The sequence below is a fragment of the Oleiphilus sp. HI0117 genome (assembly GCF_001635235.1).
Genome location: NZ_LWGA01001207.1, coordinates 1 through 18,998 on the forward strand (window position 1 = coordinate 1; position 18,998 = coordinate 18,998).

Annotated in this window: 19 protein-coding genes; 10 read left to right on the forward strand and 9 right to left on the reverse strand. The window is 44.9% G+C overall.

Going from position 1 to position 18,998, the window contains the following annotated elements; translation table 11 throughout:
- Window positions 1–126: 126 nt before the first annotated feature.
- The 4 genes from A3757_RS21085 to A3757_RS21100 form a co-directional block, all read right to left on the reverse strand.
- On the reverse strand, window positions 127–1,284 hold the full coding sequence (locus A3757_RS21085) for an acyl-CoA dehydrogenase family protein (protein WP_068510438.1): 1,158 nt from the start codon (window positions 1,282–1,284) through the stop codon (window positions 127–129).
- A 189-nt stretch (window positions 1,285–1,473) separates the two neighbouring features.
- Window positions 1,474–3,090: an acyl-CoA carboxylase subunit beta gene (locus tag A3757_RS21090; protein ID WP_068554053.1), complete on the reverse strand. Its 1,617-nt coding sequence runs from the start codon at window positions 3,088–3,090 to the stop codon at window positions 1,474–1,476.
- A 123-nt stretch (window positions 3,091–3,213) separates the two neighbouring features.
- Window positions 3,214–4,092 (reverse strand): SDR family oxidoreductase, encoded by an 879-nt coding sequence (locus A3757_RS21095; RefSeq protein ID WP_068508579.1) that lies wholly within the window; start codon window positions 4,090–4,092, stop codon window positions 3,214–3,216.
- Between the two features lie 12 nt (window positions 4,093–4,104).
- Window positions 4,105–5,895 (reverse strand): acyclic terpene utilization AtuA family protein, encoded by a 1,791-nt coding sequence (locus A3757_RS21100; protein WP_068554051.1) that lies wholly within the window; start codon window positions 5,893–5,895, stop codon window positions 4,105–4,107.
- Window positions 5,896–6,111: 216 nt separating this feature from the next.
- Between A3757_RS21100 and A3757_RS21105 the strand changes: the two genes are divergently transcribed.
- The gene (locus A3757_RS21105; protein WP_068510446.1) at window positions 6,112–6,708 is read left to right on the forward strand and encodes a TetR/AcrR family transcriptional regulator; all 597 of its coding nucleotides are present in this window, start codon (window positions 6,112–6,114) and stop codon (window positions 6,706–6,708) included.
- Between the two features lie 120 nt (window positions 6,709–6,828).
- Here A3757_RS21105 and A3757_RS21110 read toward each other — a convergent pair whose 3' ends face one another.
- Both A3757_RS21110 and A3757_RS21115 read right to left on the reverse strand, forming a co-directional pair.
- Window positions 6,829–7,422 carry a proprotein convertase P-domain-containing protein gene (locus tag A3757_RS21110; protein WP_068510448.1) on the reverse strand — a complete coding sequence of 198 codons (594 nt, stop codon included), beginning with the start codon at window positions 7,420–7,422 and terminating at the stop codon, window positions 6,829–6,831.
- A 313-nt stretch (window positions 7,423–7,735) separates the two neighbouring features.
- Window positions 7,736–8,260 (reverse strand): hypothetical protein, encoded by a 525-nt coding sequence (locus A3757_RS21115; protein WP_068510450.1) that lies wholly within the window; start codon window positions 8,258–8,260, stop codon window positions 7,736–7,738.
- Between the two features lie 293 nt (window positions 8,261–8,553).
- Here A3757_RS21115 and A3757_RS21120 point away from each other — a divergent pair, with 293 nt between their 5' ends.
- Window positions 8,554–9,009, forward strand: a complete 456-nt coding sequence (locus A3757_RS21120) for a hypothetical protein (RefSeq protein WP_068510452.1) — start codon at window positions 8,554–8,556, stop codon at window positions 9,007–9,009.
- A 5-nt stretch (window positions 9,010–9,014) separates the two neighbouring features.
- Here the strand turns inward: A3757_RS21120 and A3757_RS27960 are convergent, their stop codons facing one another.
- Together A3757_RS27960 and A3757_RS21130 are read right to left on the reverse strand one after the other, a co-directional pair.
- Window positions 9,015–9,920: a peptidoglycan DD-metalloendopeptidase family protein gene (locus A3757_RS27960; RefSeq protein ID WP_082865246.1), complete on the reverse strand. Its 906-nt coding sequence runs from the start codon at window positions 9,918–9,920 to the stop codon at window positions 9,015–9,017.
- Window positions 9,914–10,351 carry a DUF4124 domain-containing protein gene (locus A3757_RS21130; RefSeq protein ID WP_068553637.1) on the reverse strand — a complete coding sequence of 146 codons (438 nt, stop codon included), beginning with the start codon at window positions 10,349–10,351 and terminating at the stop codon, window positions 9,914–9,916. Before A3757_RS21130 ends, A3757_RS27960 begins: the two co-directional genes overlap by 7 nt.
- Before the next feature lie 227 nt (window positions 10,352–10,578).
- Here A3757_RS21130 and A3757_RS21135 point away from each other — a divergent pair, with 227 nt between their 5' ends.
- The 6 genes from A3757_RS21135 (at window position 10,579) to A3757_RS21160 (ending at window position 15,345) form a co-directional block, all read left to right on the forward strand.
- Entirely contained in the window at window positions 10,579–10,977 is a 399-nt protein-coding gene (locus tag A3757_RS21135) for a GFA family protein (RefSeq protein ID WP_068510490.1), read from the forward strand.
- Window positions 10,978–11,110: 133 nt separating this feature from the next.
- Window positions 11,111–12,559 carry an HD domain-containing phosphohydrolase gene (locus A3757_RS21140; RefSeq protein WP_068510457.1) on the forward strand — a complete coding sequence of 483 codons (1,449 nt, stop codon included), beginning with the start codon at window positions 11,111–11,113 and terminating at the stop codon, window positions 12,557–12,559.
- 2 nt (window positions 12,560–12,561) lie between these two features.
- The gene (locus A3757_RS21145) at window positions 12,562–13,245 is read left to right on the forward strand and encodes a DNA-3-methyladenine glycosylase I (RefSeq protein ID WP_068510459.1); all 684 of its coding nucleotides are present in this window, start codon (window positions 12,562–12,564) and stop codon (window positions 13,243–13,245) included.
- A gap of 106 nt (window positions 13,246–13,351) precedes the next feature.
- Window positions 13,352–14,386, forward strand: coding sequence for an AraC family transcriptional regulator (locus A3757_RS21150; protein WP_068510461.1), 1,035 nt, complete (start codon window positions 13,352–13,354; stop codon window positions 14,384–14,386).
- 48 nt (window positions 14,387–14,434) lie between these two features.
- Window positions 14,435–15,076: a glutathione S-transferase family protein gene (locus tag A3757_RS21155; protein WP_082865159.1), complete on the forward strand. Its 642-nt coding sequence runs from the start codon at window positions 14,435–14,437 to the stop codon at window positions 15,074–15,076.
- Window positions 15,073–15,345, forward strand: coding sequence for a DUF6160 family protein (locus A3757_RS21160; protein WP_068553332.1), 273 nt, complete (start codon window positions 15,073–15,075; stop codon window positions 15,343–15,345). The genes A3757_RS21155 and A3757_RS21160 overlap by 4 nt, the downstream gene beginning before the upstream one ends.
- A 41-nt stretch (window positions 15,346–15,386) precedes the next feature.
- Here the strand turns inward: A3757_RS21160 and A3757_RS21165 are convergent, their stop codons facing one another.
- A complete protein-coding gene (locus A3757_RS21165; protein ID WP_231872087.1) occupies window positions 15,387–16,067 on the reverse strand; it encodes a phosphoglycolate phosphatase in 681 nt (226 codons plus the stop codon).
- 314 nt (window positions 16,068–16,381) lie between these two features.
- Here A3757_RS21165 and A3757_RS21170 point away from each other — a divergent pair, with 314 nt between their 5' ends.
- Together A3757_RS21170 and A3757_RS21175 are read left to right on the forward strand one after the other, a co-directional pair.
- Window positions 16,382–17,485 carry an efflux RND transporter periplasmic adaptor subunit gene (locus tag A3757_RS21170; protein ID WP_082865095.1) on the forward strand — a complete coding sequence of 368 codons (1,104 nt, stop codon included), beginning with the start codon at window positions 16,382–16,384 and terminating at the stop codon, window positions 17,483–17,485.
- Window positions 17,485–18,998 (forward strand): efflux RND transporter permease subunit (locus A3757_RS21175; protein ID WP_197470189.1); only part of this gene is annotated, 1,514 nt, incomplete at its 3' end. The genes A3757_RS21170 and A3757_RS21175, both read left to right, overlap by 1 nt.

The window sequence follows — 18,998 nt, forward strand, 5'->3', positions numbered from 1 at the left end:
TGGTCTCGCTGTTCAAGTAATAGTGTTTCGGTTTCTGGTAAAGTCATAGTTAGTGATCTCTTCGTCATTTAATAATTTACATAATAGATCCCGGCTAAAAAGAATGCCGGGATGACGAGGAAGGGTTTACTTCTTCTTGCCGGGTAAAATACCCATTAGCTTGCAGATAATGCCGAGCATGATTTCATCTGCACCGCCGCCAGTAGATACTAGGCGTACGTCACGCATGGCGCGAGATACTTCGTTGTCCCACATGTAACCCATGCCACCCCAATATTGTAAACAAGAATCGGTTACTTCTCGGCCCAAGCGGCCTGCTTTTAGCTTCGCCATAGAAGCAAGCTTGCTGACATCCTGCTTGTTGATATAACCTTCAACTGCCTGATAAGTCAGGGCTCGAAGGGCTTCGATTTCAGTTTGTAATTCTGCAAAGCGGAAGTGAATTACCTGATTATTAATCAGAGGCTGACCGAAGGTCTCTCGTTGCTTACAGTAATCGATAGTGCTGTTTACGCAGCGTTCCAGAGCTTTGATGATATTTGCCGCACCAAACATACGTTCTTCCTGGAATTGCATCATTTGCATCATGAAGCCCATTCCTTCGTTTCCGATACGGTAACGCTGCGGTACACGAACGTTGTCGAAGAATACTTGAGCTGTTTCAGAGGAGCGCATACCGAGCTTATCTAGTTTCGGTGCAACGGTAACGCCTGGTGTATTCATCGGTACAATGATCAGCGATTTATTGACGTGTACTTTGTCGTCAGAGGTATTCGCCAATAAGCATATAAAGTCAGCACTTGGCGAGTTAGTGATCCACATTTTTGTACCGTTGATGATGTAATCATCACCATCTTTTTTGGCAGTCGTTTTTAGGCCCGCGACATCTGACCCCGCACCAGGTTCAGAAACACCGATACAGCCAATCATGTCGCCGGTAATAGAAGGTGCTAAAAACTCTTTACGTAGGTCATCCGAGCCGAAGCGTGCTAGAGCAGGAGTGCACATATCTGTCTGTACCCCAATGGCTAGGGGTACGCCACCGCACTTAGCCAGCCCAAATTCTTCTGCAGCCACAATGCTATAGCTGTAATCGAGCCCCATGCCACCAAACTCAGTCGGTTTGCTAATACCTAAAAGGCCAAGCTCGCCAAGCTTTTTGAATACGTCTCGCATTGGAAATGTGCCAGCTTGCTCCCACTCTTCAACATGTGGGTTGATTTCATTTACGACGAAGTTCTTAACGGTACGACGGATTTCTTTGTGTTCTTGAGTAAATTGCATTGTTCTTGCTCTGTTCTTTAAATTATTTGTGAATATAGTCGGACTCAGCGTCATCGCCGCGCAAGCGGGGATCCATTGTCTAGTTTTATATTCAGTCTGTTCTTAGTATTCATCAACCTATGTGGCTTAGCTCTAAAACAATAGATTCCCGCCTACGCGGGAATGACCTGGTAGTTTTTGCTTTACATCTTATAGACGCGCTACGCCAAAAGAGCTGGGTCTTAGTTCACGCATATTGGCTTCCTCACAAATATCTAAGAGGAATGCCAACACCTTGCGCGTGTCGCGCGGATCGATTAATCCGTCATCCCATAGGCGAGCGGTGCCAAACAAGGCTGTTGAACCCTCGTCCAATTTATCTGCAGTCGCTTTCTCGATAACATCGAGCATGGCTGGATCAGCTTCTTTACCCATTTTTGCATGTTTTGCTTCTGTGACGATTCGCAATACCTTACCGGCCTGTGCGCCGCCCATAACGGCTGTTTTGCTGTTCGGCCAAGCGAAGATGAAGCGAGGGTCAAGACCTCGACCACACATGGCATAGTTACCCGCGCCATAGGAACCGCCAACGACGATAGTGAGCTTAGCTACAGTGGTATTTGCTACCGCTTGTAGCATTTTAGAACCATGCTTAATGACACCGTGTTGCTCTGAGTGCGTGCCAACCATAAAACCGGTGGTATTATGGAAGAACAATAAACTGGTGTTGGACTGTTCACATAGTTGGATGAACTGAGCCGCTTTGGCAGCGCCCTCGGGCGTGATCGGGCCATTGTTACCAATGATGCCGCAAGCATGACCTTGAATTTTCAAAAAGCCACAAACGGTTTGTTTGTCGAATTCTGGTTTGAAGTCAACAAAATCGGACGAGTCAGCAATACGGGCAATGATTTCGCGGACATCGTAGGGGTGCTTGCTGTCTGCTGGTACAACGCCAATTAGCTCTTCTGGGCCGAAAAGAGGTTCTTGCCACTCTTTAGATGGCTTAGCTGGAAGCTGCTCATTCCAAGGAACGCTCTTCATTAAGTCACGAATCATCCGAATGCCGTCGGCATCGTCTTCTGCGAGGAATTCAGCAGTACCGGCAACTTGCGCATGCATTTCTGCGCCGCCTAACTCTTCATCGCTTGCGATCTCTCCGGTAGCGGCTTTAAGTAGTGGAGGGCCAGCCAAGAACATTTTGGTTTTGTCTTTCACTACGACCGTGTAATCCGATAAGCCAGGCTGATAGGCGCCACCAGCCGTTGCGTTACCATGTACCACTGTGAATTGTGGAATACCTTGCGCTGACAAGCGTGCTTGATTTGCGAAGCCGCGAGCACCTTGCACAAATATGTCGGTTGCGTAGTTCAAGTTAGCGCCGCCGCTTTCTGCCAGTGTCACGATAGGCAGCTTATTCAGTTTGGCGATTTCCTGTAAACGTAGCGTCTTGTCTAGACCAGCAGGAGAAATCGTTCCGCCTTTGATGGCGCTGTTACTGGCGATGATCATGCTGCGAATGCCTGCAACATACCCAATGCCCGCGATAATGCCGCCACCGGCCATGGAACCATCTTTATCATCGTGCATCTTGTAGCCAGCGAGACTGCTCACTTCAAGGAAAGGAGCGCCACGATCCAACAGCATATTGATACGTTCACGCGGTAACAATTTACCGCGCTTTATGAACTTTTCCTTCGCTTGATTTTCTTTTTCTACGACTTTATTTTCAACGTTACGAAACTCGTTAATATAGCCTTGCATGGCTTCGGCATTTGCCTGGAACTCTTCAGACGAAGTTTCGATGCTTGTCTCTAATATACTCATTTAAGTATCCGTATTATTTTGATGCCATTCCCGAAATATTTAATCGGGTAGCATGTTTATTCATGCCCCGCTATCGTTATGGATTCCGGCTTAGACACTGCCGGAATGACGAGAGAGGGGGATTTATTCTTCTTCCTCTTGGAAAATTTTGGGAAGCTCTGCGCGATGGAAGCCATCATAAGACTCAGAGTTATTCGCTCTGGGTAGCGGTGCAACGCGGCCTCCTTGTGAGGCGGCACCATCAATACGAATACAGTCACCACTAATAAAATTTGCCCCTTCACTTAGCAAAAAGCAGATCACGGAGCTTATTTCCGCTTCGGTTCCCATACGTTTCAATGGAATAGCATCTTTTAAACCTAGAATCCAAGGCTTCATGGCTGGAGGATAAGTATCCATGCCGCTGGTGATCACCCAGCCCGGTGCGACAGCATTAACACGAACGCCTGACGCTGCCCATTCAACGGCAGCCGTTTGAGTGAAGTTCACCATGCCTGCGCGGGCTGCACCGGAGTGCCCCATGCCTGGCATACCACCCCACATATCAGCGACGATATTGACAATTGATCCGCCGTGCTTACTCATACTTTGCAGATACACTTCTTTAGCCATCAAGAAGCCGCCGGTTAGATTGGTGCGTACCACCGTTTCCCAACCTTTCTGGTTAATACCGGTAAGTGGGGCAGGGAACTGACCGCCTGCATTGTTCACTAAACCCGATATCACAGGGTGTTTCTTAACGATTTCATTAACCGTTTCTTTGACGATATCTTCTTCGCGAATATCGCAAGAAAAACCTTCAGCACTGCCACCATCTTCGATGATTTCAGCAACCACAGCATCCAGCTTTTCTTGCTTACGACCAATAATGATGACATGCGCGCCAAGCCCTGCTAGCTCATGAGCGGTACAACGGCCAATGCCGCTGCCGCCGCCCGTTACGATAAATACTTTGTCTTGGTATAGGTCATCTCTGAAGATTGATTGATAAGGGTGACTCATGATTTATCTTACCTACAGTTTATTGGCCAAGGCCTGAGGAACAGGGATGGCAGCTTGTAATAATTGTTGTGCGAAAGCTTTGCCTTGAGGGTCAATGCGCAAGCTAGCAACGCCACCTCCACCTAGGCTGTTTTCGAGTAAAAAGTTCACGGCATTGATGCCGGGAAGGTCCCAACGATTGACCTTGCCATGTTCTGGGTCAAGCGTATGTGACATGTATTCAGCAACGAAGTCTTCAGTTAAAGCTTCACGAATATAGGGCAGGTATTCCTCAGAGCGCGCGATGACACCGATATTGGAATGATTGCCCTTGTCGCCACTTCGAGCCCAAGCAAGTTTGATTAACGGAACGTAGCTATTACAGTTTTCGCCTAAAGTTGTTTTATTCTGAGTCGCTTCAGCTCCTACGAAAGACGTTTCGCTATCAATTGATACAGGAATGGACTCTTCACCGAGTTTGACGCTCACATCCAAGTCGGCTTTAGGCACAAGGCAGGAGAATAAACGGATCTTAGGCCATACCGTTGGCCGACCACCAACGATACCGGTGATGCCCGGCGCCATGCCTGTTGCAGCCTGTGCGATCTCTTTGGAAAATAAAACCAGAGACTTCTTATCAGGGCTAGCAACAGATATTTTTACCACGATCTCACGGCACTGGTCAGATGCGCCTTGTTCACCGTAAGTGGTTTCGGTGCCCAGTAACTCAATGCTTTTTTCCGAATAGGCCTTCAAGCCCTTAGCCTCGATCATATGGCTAGTCTTTTCAAGAATCGCTTCAGCCACGGCTTGGGCTTTCGCTTTTGCGTTGATTCCGGCTAACAAGAAGGTGACGGTGCACTTGAAACCGTCTCGCCAGGTTGCTGATACCTTGTATTGATCGCTCGGTGCTCGGCCTAGTGCGCCTGACACTTGGACGATATTGGCGCCGTCTTGCTTTAATCTGACTTGTGTAAAGTCGCAAGTAACGTCGGGTAATAGGTAAGCGTTAGGGTCACCGATCTCATAAACCAATTGCTCTGCAACGGTTGCTTCAGAAACTAAACCACCTGTATCTTTTGGCTTGGTGACAAAGAAGGAACTATCGTCCTTAATTTCAACAATAGGGAAGCCCATATCAGCAAAATCATCTTTAACGAGTTCCCAATCAGTGAAATTGCCACCGGTACAGTGGGCACCACATTCGATGATATGACCGGCCAAGCTGCCTTGTGCCAGTTTGTCGTAGTCATTCCAGGCCCAGCCAAACTCATGAACCATCGCACCCAACACGACGGCACTATCGACAACACGACCTGTGACAACGATATCAGCATCAGAATCTAGCGCGACGGCTATACCGGGCGCTCCTAAATAGGCATTCATGCTAACAAACATTGGTGGCATATCTGCACCGGTAAACATTTCTTTAACGCCTTGCTTGGCATAGTGAGACTTTTTCGGTAGTACGTTGTCGCCATCGACCATGGCAATTTTCAACTCAAGGCCCGTGGATTCAGCTACCTTTTCAAGTGCAGCGACACAGGCTTGCGGGTTAACGCCGCCAGCGTTGCTGATGATTTTGATGCCCTTGGTTTTTATTGTTTTAAGTAAGGGACCCATAGCGGTTTCGACAAAGTCCGAGGCGTAGCCGGCATTGGGGTCTTTCATTTTTTGTCCGGCCATAATAGACATAGTGATCTCGGCTAAATAATCAAAGACAAGGTAATCAATATTACCTTTCTCAACTAGCTGAGCTGCTGCGGTTTCTGTATCGCCCCAAAATGCTGAGGCGCAGCCAATGCGTATGCTGCTTCTTGCCATGATGTTTACCTGTTTCACTAATTAAACGTCTGTTGTTCTAATCATTTGGAACGCTATCACCAAGTCAACTTTACCAAGCAAGCGCTTGGTTTGTAAACCCTGTATTTTGCGTTATGATGTTTATCTGAAATAATGCTCAAGCAAGCACTTGGTCAAATAGCCCGAACTTCCTTGTGTGTAGGCTATTCTGTCTTTTTGTAATAGGTGTAAAAAATTATGAATGGTAAAGAGTTAATAAAAGAAGGTCTGATGACAGATCCAAAAAGTGCTAAAGGCAGATTACTAATTGAGGCTGCTAGACTATTTCGAGTGAAAGGCTATGAACGCACGACAGTGAGAGACCTTGCGGCGGCCGTGGGTATTCAATCAGGCAGTATTTTTCACCATTTCAAAACCAAAGAAGAGATACTTAAAGCAGTGATGGAAGAGGTGATTATCTATAATACGCACCTGATGCGTACCAAACTCGCTGCAGCAAGTTCGGCCAAAGAAGAAGTTCTTGCATTAATTACTTGTGAGATCGAAGCCATCACGGGTGTTACCGGGGATGCGATGTCTGTTCTAGTCTATGAATGGCGTAGCCTAAACGAAGGAAACCAAAGAGATATTCTTAAGCTTAGAGATGAATATGAGCAGCTATGGTTAGGTGCTTTAGATAAAGCTAAAGCAGAGGGGCAGATTAAGGCGGATACTTTTATTTTACGTCGTTTCTTAACTGGAGCATTAAGCTGGACGACTACCTGGTATAAGCGGGATGGAGAAATATCAATTGAAGATTTGGCTGAACAAGCACTGCTCTTGGCGATTAAGTAAGTAGAGGTGTAAAGTATAGCGTTACTTATTGAGAGCTGGTTTATTCGGCCAACATTAATGGCCAGCTACCAATGTTTGCCGGAAGGTTGCTGCCTCTAATGCAGAGGCAGCAAATCATGCTTAAACTCTTCTACGAGTAAAGCCAAGGCCTGCTAGTCCAAGACCAAGCAAAGCAAGAGTACCTGGCTCGGCTACTGACACAGAGTCGGCAGTATCACCACTGATACCCCAAGCATTAAGAGTACCTGTGTCGCCAGCTAATCTATCGAAGATGGTAAGTTGCCATACAGTGCTGAGTGACTCGCCATCAAATGCTGAAAGCAATTCAGTGCCCTGGAAGGTTCCTGGGCCAAAAGGCGCTGCGACAGTGCTTATATGAGTTCCTGCTTCGTCATCAAAAGTGACTTGAGCTAGGTTATCACCTGAGCCACCATACTGGTCGAATAGCTGCACTTCGGTACCTGTAAAAGTGTTTGTGATAAAGATATCTAGGTCTTGCATCCAAGTGTGTTCAATATCAATGTAAACATTTAGGTCTGCGATGGTTCCAGAGGCGCCAACTGTATTAAAGATAAAGCTGTAGGTGTTACCTGCTGTTCCGTCTTGAGGGATTCTTTCTGGAACGTCTATCGCGTCATAGCTAAATGGTACAGCGAATGCTGCTGATGAGCCGCATAGCATTGTAGCGACTAATGCTGGTTTTAGTTTTTTCATGTGTAAACTCCCTTAGAATAATTTTAGTGCGTTCTTGCACTCACTGAAGTAAGCGGGAATTATGCCGTTATTTATATATTCTATTAATGCTTGGTTGTTATAGTTTGTGCTTATAGATCGTTGATCTTTATGTGTAAAAAAAACTGACATGAGATGTTTTGTTTTTGTGGCTGCTATGACCCAGAAAATATTGCATCGCTTCTTGCTAACACCGGAGAGACTAGCTAAATGGTTTGCATGAGGGGCTTCTATGCTAGGTGTTGCTTAGGTTATGCGAGTGCTTGTAAGGCATTGAGCGGTTTACCCTGTAGGTTTAAACTGTTAGTCCAATTTCCTTCTTCAATGATTCCATAGCTCTAACTACCTGAGCATTTTCTTCCTGTATCGTAATAAACTCATCATCGTTAGATGAATCTTTTACATGGCTATGAACAATAGCGTCTTTATTTACGGGCTTTTCTTGTAACGGCGCATCAAAAAAGAAGTCATCGATATAATCATTTAGTAAATCTTTTTTGGCGATAGGTTTCGTTGCTTCATTCGAACTTAGGCTTTCATTTTCTACTGAAAATAATACTTCAGGTTCGGGAAGCGTTTTTAGAAAAGACTTTGGCTTGGATGCCTTGCCTGGCGCGGCAACTGTTCTTGAGTGCTTAGTTTGCTGGACGGAATCAGGGGTACTGGTTGCTGCTAGAGAGTTGTGACTGTAAGCCTCTTTGTATAAAGATCTAATCTTTAGAAACTTGATGCCGATTAATAATACAACTAGCGCTTCAAGGGTATGGATAATGGTGATAATCACAGTCAGCTCACTAAAGATAAAGTTTAGCCACGTCATTCGTTGTGGCAGAAAATGCTATGATTCTTACCTTAGTTCCTTTAAGAGCTCCCTTAAGAAATGCTTCCCTAGTAGCAGTATTTATAGCACTTATATTAACGTTATCTTTAACTGTCGTATAGTTTAATTTTGAGACCAGTTTGCCAAAAACAACTAGTGAACGCTATTGACAGCTTATCGCCGGGCTTGCGGTTCAATATAGGTAGTGTTGTTGAGAGTTAATGCACTCATTGGGTGCCTGGGATATACTGCAAGCAGTTTAAGAATATTACTTACCTTCAATAAGAGGCCTTATGTCGGAACAAGAAAATACTTCACAAATGCTGGTCGATATAAGTGGTGATCTACTCTATTCAGCGGGCAGTGCGAGTGAATTACAGTCACGTCTAGATATGCTTGTTGTTGCCTGGAATATGTCCTTGCTTTCTCGCGCTGATAGAGCGCTGAAAATGAAGCGTTTTATACGTAAACAGAAAGGCGCAGCCCCAAGTAAGGATGCATTAAAAAGCTTAGAGGGCGAGATAAAAAAGATTGTTAAGCGCAAGCTGGATTTGTATCCAGGCCTAGACACCGAGTTAGTGAGAGCCGAGGCGCTTATTCAGTCCCAGGATAGTTTTGAAATTAAAGTCTACTTCAAAGACAAGGAAGAAGAAGCGAAGCAAGAACAAGCAAAATATACGATTACTCGCTTAAATGAAGAAATGGCAACTCGAGAGCTCAGCGATCTAAGTAAGCTAGGAATCAAGTAAATATTTTAATGCCCAGTTGGAAGCAACCACATGCCCTGCTCAGGTTTAAGTGGGCTTCCTTTTTGCATTAGTTTGAAAGGTAGAGACTTGCTCCGCCCCTTGTCATTTTTACGTATAACAAAATGTAGGTGTGGGCCTGTGGAGTAACCCGTGTTCCCTGAGAGCGCCAAGATTTGACCTGCCTTAACTTTATCCCCAGCTTTCACTCGTATACTGCCCAAGAGTAAATGTGCATACACCGCATAAGTTCCATCATCGTGAAGAACTCTTACGACATTCGCTTTATCAATAAAAAAAGGGCTTGAAACGCCAGCTGAGGCGTAGTCATCTTTTGTCGAAATAACGACTCCACCGCGCGCTGCGCTAATCTGGGTTCCTACTGTCATACCAATATCGATTGCATATAGGCTTGGTTGCGAATTGTGGCTAAAGCGGCCCTTGAAGCTTTGCGTGACTTTCATTGGTTTAAAGTTTTTGAATGGTGGTAAGTAGTGGCTTTGTGTATGACGACTGTCAGGGGAGCCGATTACATAGTAGAAGCGATGTTCGCCAGAAAAAATGCGGGTCGGGCTTTGGTATACCGCTTCTTGTGAATTTTCTGGAATAAGCTTGCTTAGTTTATGCGTGCCAACACTTAAGAATATTTGAATTGGTGCAAAATAGGGGTTGTGAACTATAAAGTCAGTTCCATTGTCACTGTGTGAAAGCACGAGATGAGGTTTAAGCGTTTTCTTAGTTTTGCTGTGGTAGTTTATACTCTCAACTTTTGTTTGCTTGGAAACAGGTTTTTTATCGCTATAGTGCCACTTACCATCACTACCTTGATATTTGTATATCTGGGCGTGTGCGTTATGAACCGAGGACGTAAAGATCAGTGCGAACGTCAGCGCAACGGAACTTAGCTTTAGCATCGTTTTTCTATATCTTTCGCTAATTTCTGGGCCCGTTCCTTCCGTTCTTTTTCAGAGACCTTGACAGCTTGATTATTGTCATCGAGAAAAACAACACGACCTACAATCGTCTGTAAATAAGATCGTGCCCAATTACACCAATCGTCCTTTGTAGGTTGATCCTTTCGTTTACTCTGCCATTGTTCGAGTTTTTGCTGGCGTAATGCGTCCAGATCTTCTGCCTGGCGTTGAAGCTGCTCGGGTGAGCTGAGTTCACTGGTTATATTCATTTTGCTTGTGTCGATCTCGACTTCTTTTGCAGCAGAAGGCGCTCGAGCGTGATCACTGAAATGAACTTGCCCATTGGCGTCAGTCCAGCGAAAAACCTCAGCACTCACATTTGGTAACACCAGTACACAGAGCGTGATAAAAAATAGTAGTTTGGTCTGCACTTAAATACTCCCTTGTCTAGTATGCTTTTTTCATACTAACTTTTATAGTCCCTGATAAGGGAGCTATTCTAACAAAAGTAGCGGTTTATGCTAAAGGAATTGATAAGCGATTTAGGCCGAAGGTACTTGTGTTAGCTAGAGTGAATACTTCTCATTATAGAAATGCTTGAGCTACAGAGGTCTACAGGTTATGTTGTTTCATTAGGATAAAAATGCCGGAGAGATACATGATAAAAGGAACTTGTCTTTGCGAAGAGGTGCAGTATCAATATGATGCTGATATCCAAGAGGTTGCGATGTGCCACTGCCATCAGTGTAAAAAGGCTCAAGGAACGCCATTTGTTACTAACGCACCTATAGAGAGTCAATACTTCACCATTACGAGTGGCGCTGATCATTTGAAGACTTTCATGTCGAGCCCTAATAAAAAGCGCGTATTCTGTAGCAACTGCGGAAGTCCTTTATATAGTCAAAGAACCGATATGCCCGAAACAATAAGACTAAGGCTTGGAACTATCACTGAAGGGGAGTTCCCTGGGCCGCAATATGAGATCTTCTGTGAGTCCAAGTCAGAGTGGTTTGACGCCAAAGCCGAGCGTCCACGCTATGAGCAGCACAAAGTCTAAATGTTGGGAGCTTCGTATATATGGGAAAGTACTTTGTTATATATCCACTAAACTTCTAGCGATAGAATTTGTCACAATAATATAGCCGCGAATTACATCAGTGGCTCGGTCTGCTTATCCAGGGAAATAAACTATGAGGCATGTGAAAGTTGAGAGACGAGTGGCCGCACATTATTTGCTAGCAGCCATTGCTTTTATGCTATATGGCGGCCAAGTCTGCCCCTTATTGGAATCGATAACGGCAACTACCCTGGTTTTCCCCATACTCGTTGCTCTAGCTATTCGTTTGTTTAGTATTTCCTGGATAGATCGCAAACCACTTGACCGTCAGGTGTCTTTCCAATTCTTTCTAGATCTGAGCTTATTTATAGGCGCCGGTATCGCTCTGAATATTCACAATTTAGTGTTTCATGGCGCCCCTTTAGATAGTTTATTAAAGGTTGTGATGGGCACCTTAATACTCGGCGCGTTTGTGGCGCTGGATTTATCTTTAGGTAGAGAGAAAGATATTGCTCAATATCTCATTAAGCAGTCGATGGCATTGCAGTTAAGGGAGAACTTTCTTTCCTTTGGTAAGAAGTTCTCGGCGGCGGCAATTGTATTGGTATTCAGTATCTCGACGGTATTCTTTTTGGTTATTAATAAAGACCTAAGTTGGTTGGTCGATAGTAGCCGTTATTTGGATATAAATGATGCGCGCATTAGCATTCTCAAAGAGGTAGCCTTCGTCGCTGCTGTCCTCTTGGTATATAGTATTCGGATCATATATTCCTATGTGACAAACTTGAATATGTACCTTTATTACCAGAATCATACCTTGTTTGAGGTGATGAATGGTGACCTGGAACAGCGAGTGCCGGTAGTCAGTCATGATGAGTTTGGGCGTATGGCTGAGGGTACCAATGCGATGATTGCCAGTTTGCAGCAGCATAGGGACGAACTTCAATTGACTCGAGATGTGTCTGTGCTAGCGCTAGCTTCGCTTGCAGAAACCCGGGACAATGAAACCGGTGGCCATATTCTGAGAACTCAGCATTACGTCCGTGTGCTAGCGGAACATTTGAGTGCACATCCCGACTTCAAAGACTATCTGGATGCTGAGACGGTGGATCTTTTATATAAGTCGGCACCTTTGCATGATGTGGGTAAAGTAGGTATTCCAGATAGTATCTTGCTCAAGCCAGGCAAGCTAACAGATGAAGAGTTCATGATCATGAAAACGCATGCGCAATTGGGGGCAGACTCTTTAGCGGTTGCCGAAGCCCGCTTGGGAAGCAATTCTTTCTTGCGTTATGCACGAGAGATTGCCGCCTCTCATCATGAAAAATGGGATGGTAGCGGATATCCTCAAGGCTTAAAGGGTGATGCTATTCCACTGTCTGCGCGTTTAATGGCTTTGGCAGATGTCTACGATGCTTTGATTAGTAAACGTGTATACAAGCCAGCTTTTGATCATGACAAAGCTAAGTCAATTATCCTTGATGGTGAAGGGAGCCACTTCGACCCCAGAGTGGTGGCTGCTTTCATATCGTGTGAGGGCGAGTTTACGGAGATTGCAGCAGAATATAAGGATGACCATTAGCGATGATGTCTTTTACGGAAATTGAAGAAAGAGCCTATGCTCGTCACGGCGGGGCAATGCAAGTTAATGCCACGCTTAACTCCCCCTTATCCTCAGATGAAATTTTAGCGATATCTGATGACCGTTGGCTATCTGCCTTCTCAAAGATAGTCTTTCAGACAGGGTTTAACTGGAGTGTCATTGACAATAAATGGCCCGCCTTTGAAGAAGCCTTCGCTAACTTCAATTTGCGATATTGCGCGTCATTGTCTGATGAGGCGTTAGAAGAGAAAATGAAAGGCGGCAAGATTGTTAAGCATTGGGCAAAGGTTAGTTCAATTCGAGAAAATGCGATGTTCTTACTAGATCTTATAGAAGAGCACCGTTCTCTAGGTGAGTTTTTTGCATCCTGGAAAGCTGAAGATTTCACAGATAATATTCAGTTGCTAAAAGCGCGTGGAAATCGTTTGGGTGGACGGGTTGGTCAGATAGCTCTACGGCGACTAGGTGTAGATACCTTGGTTCTTTCAGCTGATGTTGTTGGAGCTCTAGCGCAAGCTGGTAGCATTAACAAGATGCCGAATTCAAAGAAAGCTTGGGCTTTGTTACAAGAAACGATTGATCAATGGCAGGCAGAAACAGCTTATTCCCTGAATAAAATTAGCCAGCTTTTAGGTTTGTCATACGGTGATATTTATGAGCGTTAAGCCTTCCTTTACTATTGAACTATCGGCTTAGTATTGCGTAGACTAGGCCAATAAAGCAGTGAAGTAGATCAACGAAGCTAGATGATAAGAACAAAAAAGGCTAAACATGGCATCCTCACCCTCTCCAAGCATCAGTATTAGTACAATTTCTGATGTCTATCATGTCTTACTTGATAGGGGAATGTCAGAGCAAGAGTTAGCGCAGCAATCAGGTATTAGTCGGAAAGATATTGAAAACCTTGATGCTCGTATTCCTATTTCTAAATTAAACAAGATTTGGGATATCGCCAAGGATTATACTCAGCAGGCTGAAATTGGTCTTTATGTAGGTGAAGAAATTGACCCGGCTCGCTTCAGTGTTGTTGCTCAGGCATCCTTTCAGTGTGAGACGCTTCGTGATGTGCTCCAGGTGTATGCGCGCTTTTTCAGTATTGTGAATGAGGCCGCTTGTCTAACCCTTAAAGAAGGCGATGAGTGGGCAACCCTAGAATTTAAAAGCTTGTCACCTGACTGTTATTGCATTTCCGAAATGGAGCGTATGGTGGTAACGGCCCTGGCACGATGTGATTATTTAACAGGTCGGAGAATCAAGGTTCAGTGCTTTAACTTTCAGCATGCCCAGCCTGAATATATAGCTAAGTATCAGGAAGTCTGTAAGGGCGAGCTTAAGTTCTCTCAAGAGCAGACTGGTATTGTGTTTAAGAAATCGGCGCTTGATTTGAAAGTGAAGCATGGCAACCCTTATTTGCTTAGTGTTTTAACCTCTTATGCTGAAAAGCTGCTTCGCAAGGTTGCTTCAAGCTCTGATATCAAAGATAAAGTCAGGCGTTTTATTCGGCGTCACTTGGCCGAAGATGCAGAACTGGACGTTGAGCGTGCTGCAAAGGCTCTCAATATGAGCCGTCATACGCTTTATCGAAAACTGAAAAAAGAGCAGGTATCCTTTCAGTCTTTGGTTGAGGAAGTTCGGCAGCGAGAAGCTGAGCGTTATTTGAAGGAAAACAAGGTTTCTATTAGTGAAGTTGCATTTTTGTTAGGGTTTTCTGAATTGAGTGCTTTTAGCCGGGCCTTTAAACGATGGACGGGCGAGTCTCCTGCAAAGTTTCGAGCAAAGAGTTTCAATGGGGTCAGACTCGATTGAAAATCAATCGAGTCTGACCCCATTGAAACTAAAATAGAGGGTTAACTGATGAAGTTATATGGCAAGGGTACATCACGTTCTTTTCGTTGTGTTTGGGCGGCTGAAGAGGCTGGTCTTGATTACGAATATATCTCGGTAGAATTTGGCAGCGCGGGCGAGAAAGGCACGAACAGTGAAGATTATCGTTCCATGAATGTTCAAGGTAAGGTGCCGACGCTTGCTGACGGTTCTGTTTCTGGTGGCCCCTTGGTATTAACTGAAAGTGCTGCGATTGTTAATTATCTTGGCGCTGTATCTGATAAGAACTTATGTCCACCTGCTTCGGATCCGGTACTTCGTGGTCATTATGACCAACTGATGTTCTTTATCTTGTCCGACTTGGAGCAGCCTTTGTGGACCAACGGCAAGCATCGTTTTGCCATTCCTAAAGAACACCGTGTCGCTGATGTACTGCCGACTACTTTTTGGGAGTTCGAAAAGGCACAAAAGGCACTGACGAAGCTGATCGGTGAGTCTCCGACTTTTGCCTTAGGCGATGCTTTTAGCATGGTTGATATTGCTTTAGCGCATACCCTAGCTTGGGCGGAAAGCTTTAAGTTTGAGTTATTGCCCGGTATGAAAGCCTATAAAGATGCCTTGTATGAGCGCGAAGCATGTCAGCAGGCACTTGTTAAAGTGAGTGCTGAATGATGTGCTTTAAATTGAGATATCAGCTATTAGCTTTAAGCTTGCTTGCGCTGAGTTCTTTTAGTTCTGCAGAGCTAAAAGAACTGGATGACCAATCACTAGAAGAACAAAAAGGCCAGGCCGGGATTACCATCGATATTGAGTACAAGTTGTCGATAGGTCAAATTCTCTACAAGTTTGGTGACTCAGGTAATGGCAAATCGCGTAAGCAGCAAGATTATAATATACCCGAGCCTCCTAGAATCGTGTATGTTTTGTCTGATGATAAATGACGTAAGTATGAACTGCAGAACTTTCACTCTTCTTTCTTTAGTTACTTCACTAGCTCATCAAAGCTGCTGATCAAGGCCTCCGGCTGATAACTGGAAAGATCTTCTCCTTGGTGGTAGCCATATTCAACACAGATAACAGCTACGCCAGCCGCTTTAGCGGCCTTAATATCACTCAGCGAGTCGCCCACCATGATTGACTCGCTGACATGACACCCCAAAGTATTCATGCAGTGCAGAAGCGGAGCCGGGTGAGGCTTTTTCTCTGGTAAAGAGTCACCACAAAGTATCAAGTCAAATTCAGGTAAGTCATGAGCCTTTAGGAGTGCCGGAGTGAATTGCTCTGGTTTGTTCGTAATTACTGCCAGGTAAGGGTAGTGCTCTCTTAGTTGTTTTAAGGTCTTACTGACGTGTGGGTAAAGTTTACTTTGTCGGCCACTGACGTCTTGGTAGTGATCTAAAAAGCTTTGATAGGCTTGTTGGAATAGCTCTCCATCTACTTTCTTGGGTATCATCTTATTGCTTAGAGCCCGCTTTACCAACATTGCAGCACCGTTGCCCACCCAGTGTCGAACCTTATCTTGTCCTGCTTTCTCTCGTTGTAGGTCGACCAGCATACAGTCGACAGCAAAGGCTAAGTCGGGTACCGAATCAATGAGGGTGCCATCCAGATCAAACATTATGAGCCGAGCCTGTTTGCTACAAACCTTTTCAATAAGTGTCACATGTAATCCTATTACTGTTAGTTTTCAGAATATTTTCTGATGATCTTATCGATTATTCTACATGGCAGCTCGAATCCTGTCGTGTCTTTGCATGCTATTGGGATTAAGGAGCAAATTTAATTGTTAAAGGAAGCTTTAGTGGTGTTTAAAAACAGGCTATTTGAATATGAGTTCAATATATTTTACTTTTTGTGACTATTGGTCATAAAATTTTCTTCCCTTCTAGTGTATGCTATCGATATTAACTCAAGGCCTTAGTTTACTGACGTTTTAAATGGCCATCCTTTATTGATTGATTAGCTTTTAAGTGAGGCATGATGAACCGCTCTTTAGTTTTTTCTATTGTTATGGCAATAGTCGCTACCCTGTGGATTCTATCGGGGAATTTTAAAGATGATGCCGAGCACCAAGGACAGGACGTTATTGCGGAATCATCTCAGCGCGATGAAGGTTTGTTCCGCGTGACCGTAAAGCAGTTTAAGGCACAGGAGCTCACACAGCGTATCGACTTGCAAGGTGAAATAGATGCCGATAGAAATGTTGATATTCGTGCTGAGACCGAAGGAGCTATTGCTAAATTGATCGCCAAGAAAGGTGATCGAATGACAGCCGGTCAACGTGTGCTCAATTTGGCGATGAATGATAGGCAGGCTCGCTTGGCAAGGGCTAAAGCGGATCTTAAGGTTGCAAGGGCCGAGTTGAAATCAAGCTTAAGTCTGAAGGAAAAGAATCTCTTATCCGAAAATCAGCTGCAACAAAATCAGGCGAATGTAATGGCGGCTGAAGCCGCGGTTAAAGAGGTTGAGCTGGAAATCGAACACACCCATATACTTAGCCCTTTTGCGGGTGTTTTAAATGACTTACACGTTGAGCAGGGTGACTACGTTGCTCCAGGCACTGTGTTGGCAACAATTGTCGACGATCAGGCGCTTATCATTAGTGCTGATGTTCCTCAGCAGCACGTTGCCAAATTAGCTTTGGGGCAAGTGGTTGAGGCAAAGTTACTCAATGGTACTGAGCTAAAGGGCAAGATCACTTATATATCGAGCATTGCTGATTTGGCGACACGCGCTTTCAGAATAGAGGCCTTGGCGCAGAATTCGTCTCAAGTAAAACGCTTTGGCCAAAGCGCTCGCGTTAGTATTTTGCTTGGCCAGCAAAAAGCCCACAAACTTTCTCCTTCATTATTAAGCCTTGATAGTCAGGGTGAACTGCAAATTAAAGGACTCGATGTTGAGGGGCGGGTAAAAGCATATCCGGTTGAACTCTTACGCAGCGAGAATGATGGTGTTTGGCTAGGCGGTTTACCCGAGGTGCTTGAGCTTATTACCGTCGGGCAAGGTTTTGTTTCGGTTGGTGAAAAGGTCAGCCCTGTTCGAGTTTCGGCAGAAGATAAGGCGTCAGGAGTAGATTCTTAATGAAAGAGTACTTTGGTACGGCACCAAAAACGCCAATCGACTGGGCGATAGAGCGTCGCCGTGCTGTGCTGTTGGTCTTGGTATTTTTACTAATATCCGGGATTTTTGCTTATCAGAGTATCCCAAAAGAGTCTGAGCCGGATATTGCCATTCCTATTGTTTACGTATCGATGTCGCATGAGGGTATTTCACCTGAAGATGCCGAGCGCCTACTTATTCGGCCAATGGAGAAAGAGCTTAAGTCGATAGAGGGTGTCAAAGAGATGAGCTCCGTTGCCTCCGAAGGGCATGCATCGGTGACGCTTGAATTTGATGCCGGTTTTGACAGTGATACGGCCTTGGATGACGTCCGTGAAAAGGTTGACCGTGCCAAATCAAAGCTACCTGCGAGTAGTGATGAACCTGAAGTTAATGAAGTAAACGTCGCTCTGTTTCCAGTTTTCAGCATGAGCTTGGCAGGCCCTATTCCTGAGCGGCAGTTATTGGCTATTGTGAGAGATCTAAGAGATGACTTGGAGGCGCTTCCTGGGGTGCTGGAAGTCGATATTGGCGGCGAGCGCGATGAAGTATTGGAAATTATTGTTGACCCGCTGGTACTGGAAACATACCAGATAAACTTTGAGACCGTGTTGAGCATTGTTAATCGTAATAACCAGTTGGTTGCTGCTGGCGCCATAGATAGTGGTTATGGTCGTCATGTCATTAAAGTGCCGGGTGTTATTGAGGATCTGGAAGATATTATGGCCCTGCCGATCAAAGTGGTTGGTGATAGGGTGGTGAGTTTTAGGGATGTTGCGACGGTAAGGCGCTCCTTTAAAGACCCGACAGGGTTTGCTCGTGTAAACGGGGAGTCTGCTTTGTCTTTAGAAGTTAAAAAGCGTGTCGGTTCAAACATTATCGAAGTGATTGAAAGCGTTAAGGCTATTGTTAAAGAAAAACGTCAATTTTGGCCTGCTGCGGTCAAGGAAACGTTTATTCTCGACAAGTCGGGCGAAATCAGAGATATGCTCCAAGATCTGCAAAACAACGTGTCGAGCGCGATTATTATGGTCATGATCGTCATTGTTGGAGCTTTGGGCTTACGTTCTTCATTCTTGGTGGGCATAGCTATTCCAGCATCCTTCCTTAGCAGTATTATGATTATTAATATGATGGGTTTGACCTTGAATATTGTGGTGCTGTTTAGCTTGATTCTGGTTGTCGGGATGTTGGTAGATGGAGCCATTGTTGTTGCCGAGTTAGCCTCACGAAATCAAAGTAAAGGGATGTCGGCAGCGAAAGCTTACGCAAGTGCATCAAAGCGGATGTCATGGCCGATCATCGCATCGACCGCGACAACGCTGGCTGTTTTTCTTCCCTTGATTGCTTGGCCGGGTGTTGTCGGCGAATTCATGAAGTTCTTACCCATTACGGTGATGATTTGTTTGATGGCATCGCTTGTTATGGCTCTGGTATTTTTGCCCGTTTTAGGCTCATGGTTAGGAGGGCAAACTAAGGCTAAAGGGAAGTTAGT

What these genes read in the sequence shown, in the direction of transcription:
- A3757_RS27960 (WP_082865246.1), bottom strand. Translation starts at nt 9,920, where the DNA reads ATGCTAAAGCTAAGTTCCGTTGCGCTGACGTTCGCACTGATCTTTACG.
- A3757_RS21155 (WP_082865159.1), top strand. Translation starts at nt 14,435, where the DNA reads ATGAAGTTATATGGCAAGGGTACATCACGTTCTTTTCGTTGTGTTTGG.
- A3757_RS21160 (WP_068553332.1), top strand. Translation starts at nt 15,073, where the DNA reads ATGATGTGCTTTAAATTGAGATATCAGCTATTAGCTTTAAGCTTGCTT.
- A3757_RS21115 (WP_068510450.1), bottom strand. Translation starts at nt 8,260, where the DNA reads ATGACGTGGCTAAACTTTATCTTTAGTGAGCTGACTGTGATTATCACC.
- A3757_RS21120 (WP_068510452.1), top strand. Translation starts at nt 8,554, where the DNA reads ATGTCGGAACAAGAAAATACTTCACAAATGCTGGTCGATATAAGTGGT.
- A3757_RS21170 (WP_082865095.1), top strand. Translation starts at nt 16,382, where the DNA reads ATGATGAACCGCTCTTTAGTTTTTTCTATTGTTATGGCAATAGTCGCT.
- A3757_RS21110 (WP_068510448.1), bottom strand. Translation starts at nt 7,422, where the DNA reads ATGAAAAAACTAAAACCAGCATTAGTCGCTACAATGCTATGCGGCTCA.
- A3757_RS21090 (WP_068554053.1), bottom strand. Translation starts at nt 3,090, where the DNA reads ATGAGTATATTAGAGACAAGCATCGAAACTTCGTCTGAAGAGTTCCAG.
- A3757_RS21105 (WP_068510446.1), top strand. Translation starts at nt 6,112, where the DNA reads ATGAATGGTAAAGAGTTAATAAAAGAAGGTCTGATGACAGATCCAAAA.
- A3757_RS21135 (WP_068510490.1), top strand. Translation starts at nt 10,579, where the DNA reads ATGATAAAAGGAACTTGTCTTTGCGAAGAGGTGCAGTATCAATATGAT.
- A3757_RS21095 (WP_068508579.1), bottom strand. Translation starts at nt 4,092, where the DNA reads ATGAGTCACCCTTATCAATCAATCTTCAGAGATGACCTATACCAAGAC.
- A3757_RS21150 (WP_068510461.1), top strand. Translation starts at nt 13,352, where the DNA reads ATGGCATCCTCACCCTCTCCAAGCATCAGTATTAGTACAATTTCTGAT.
- A3757_RS21085 (WP_068510438.1), bottom strand. Translation starts at nt 1,284, where the DNA reads ATGCAATTTACTCAAGAACACAAAGAAATCCGTCGTACCGTTAAGAAC.
- A3757_RS21140 (WP_068510457.1), top strand. Translation starts at nt 11,111, where the DNA reads ATGAGGCATGTGAAAGTTGAGAGACGAGTGGCCGCACATTATTTGCTA.
- A3757_RS21100 (WP_068554051.1), bottom strand. Translation starts at nt 5,895, where the DNA reads ATGGCAAGAAGCAGCATACGCATTGGCTGCGCCTCAGCATTTTGGGGC.
- A3757_RS21145 (WP_068510459.1), top strand. Translation starts at nt 12,562, where the DNA reads ATGATGTCTTTTACGGAAATTGAAGAAAGAGCCTATGCTCGTCACGGC.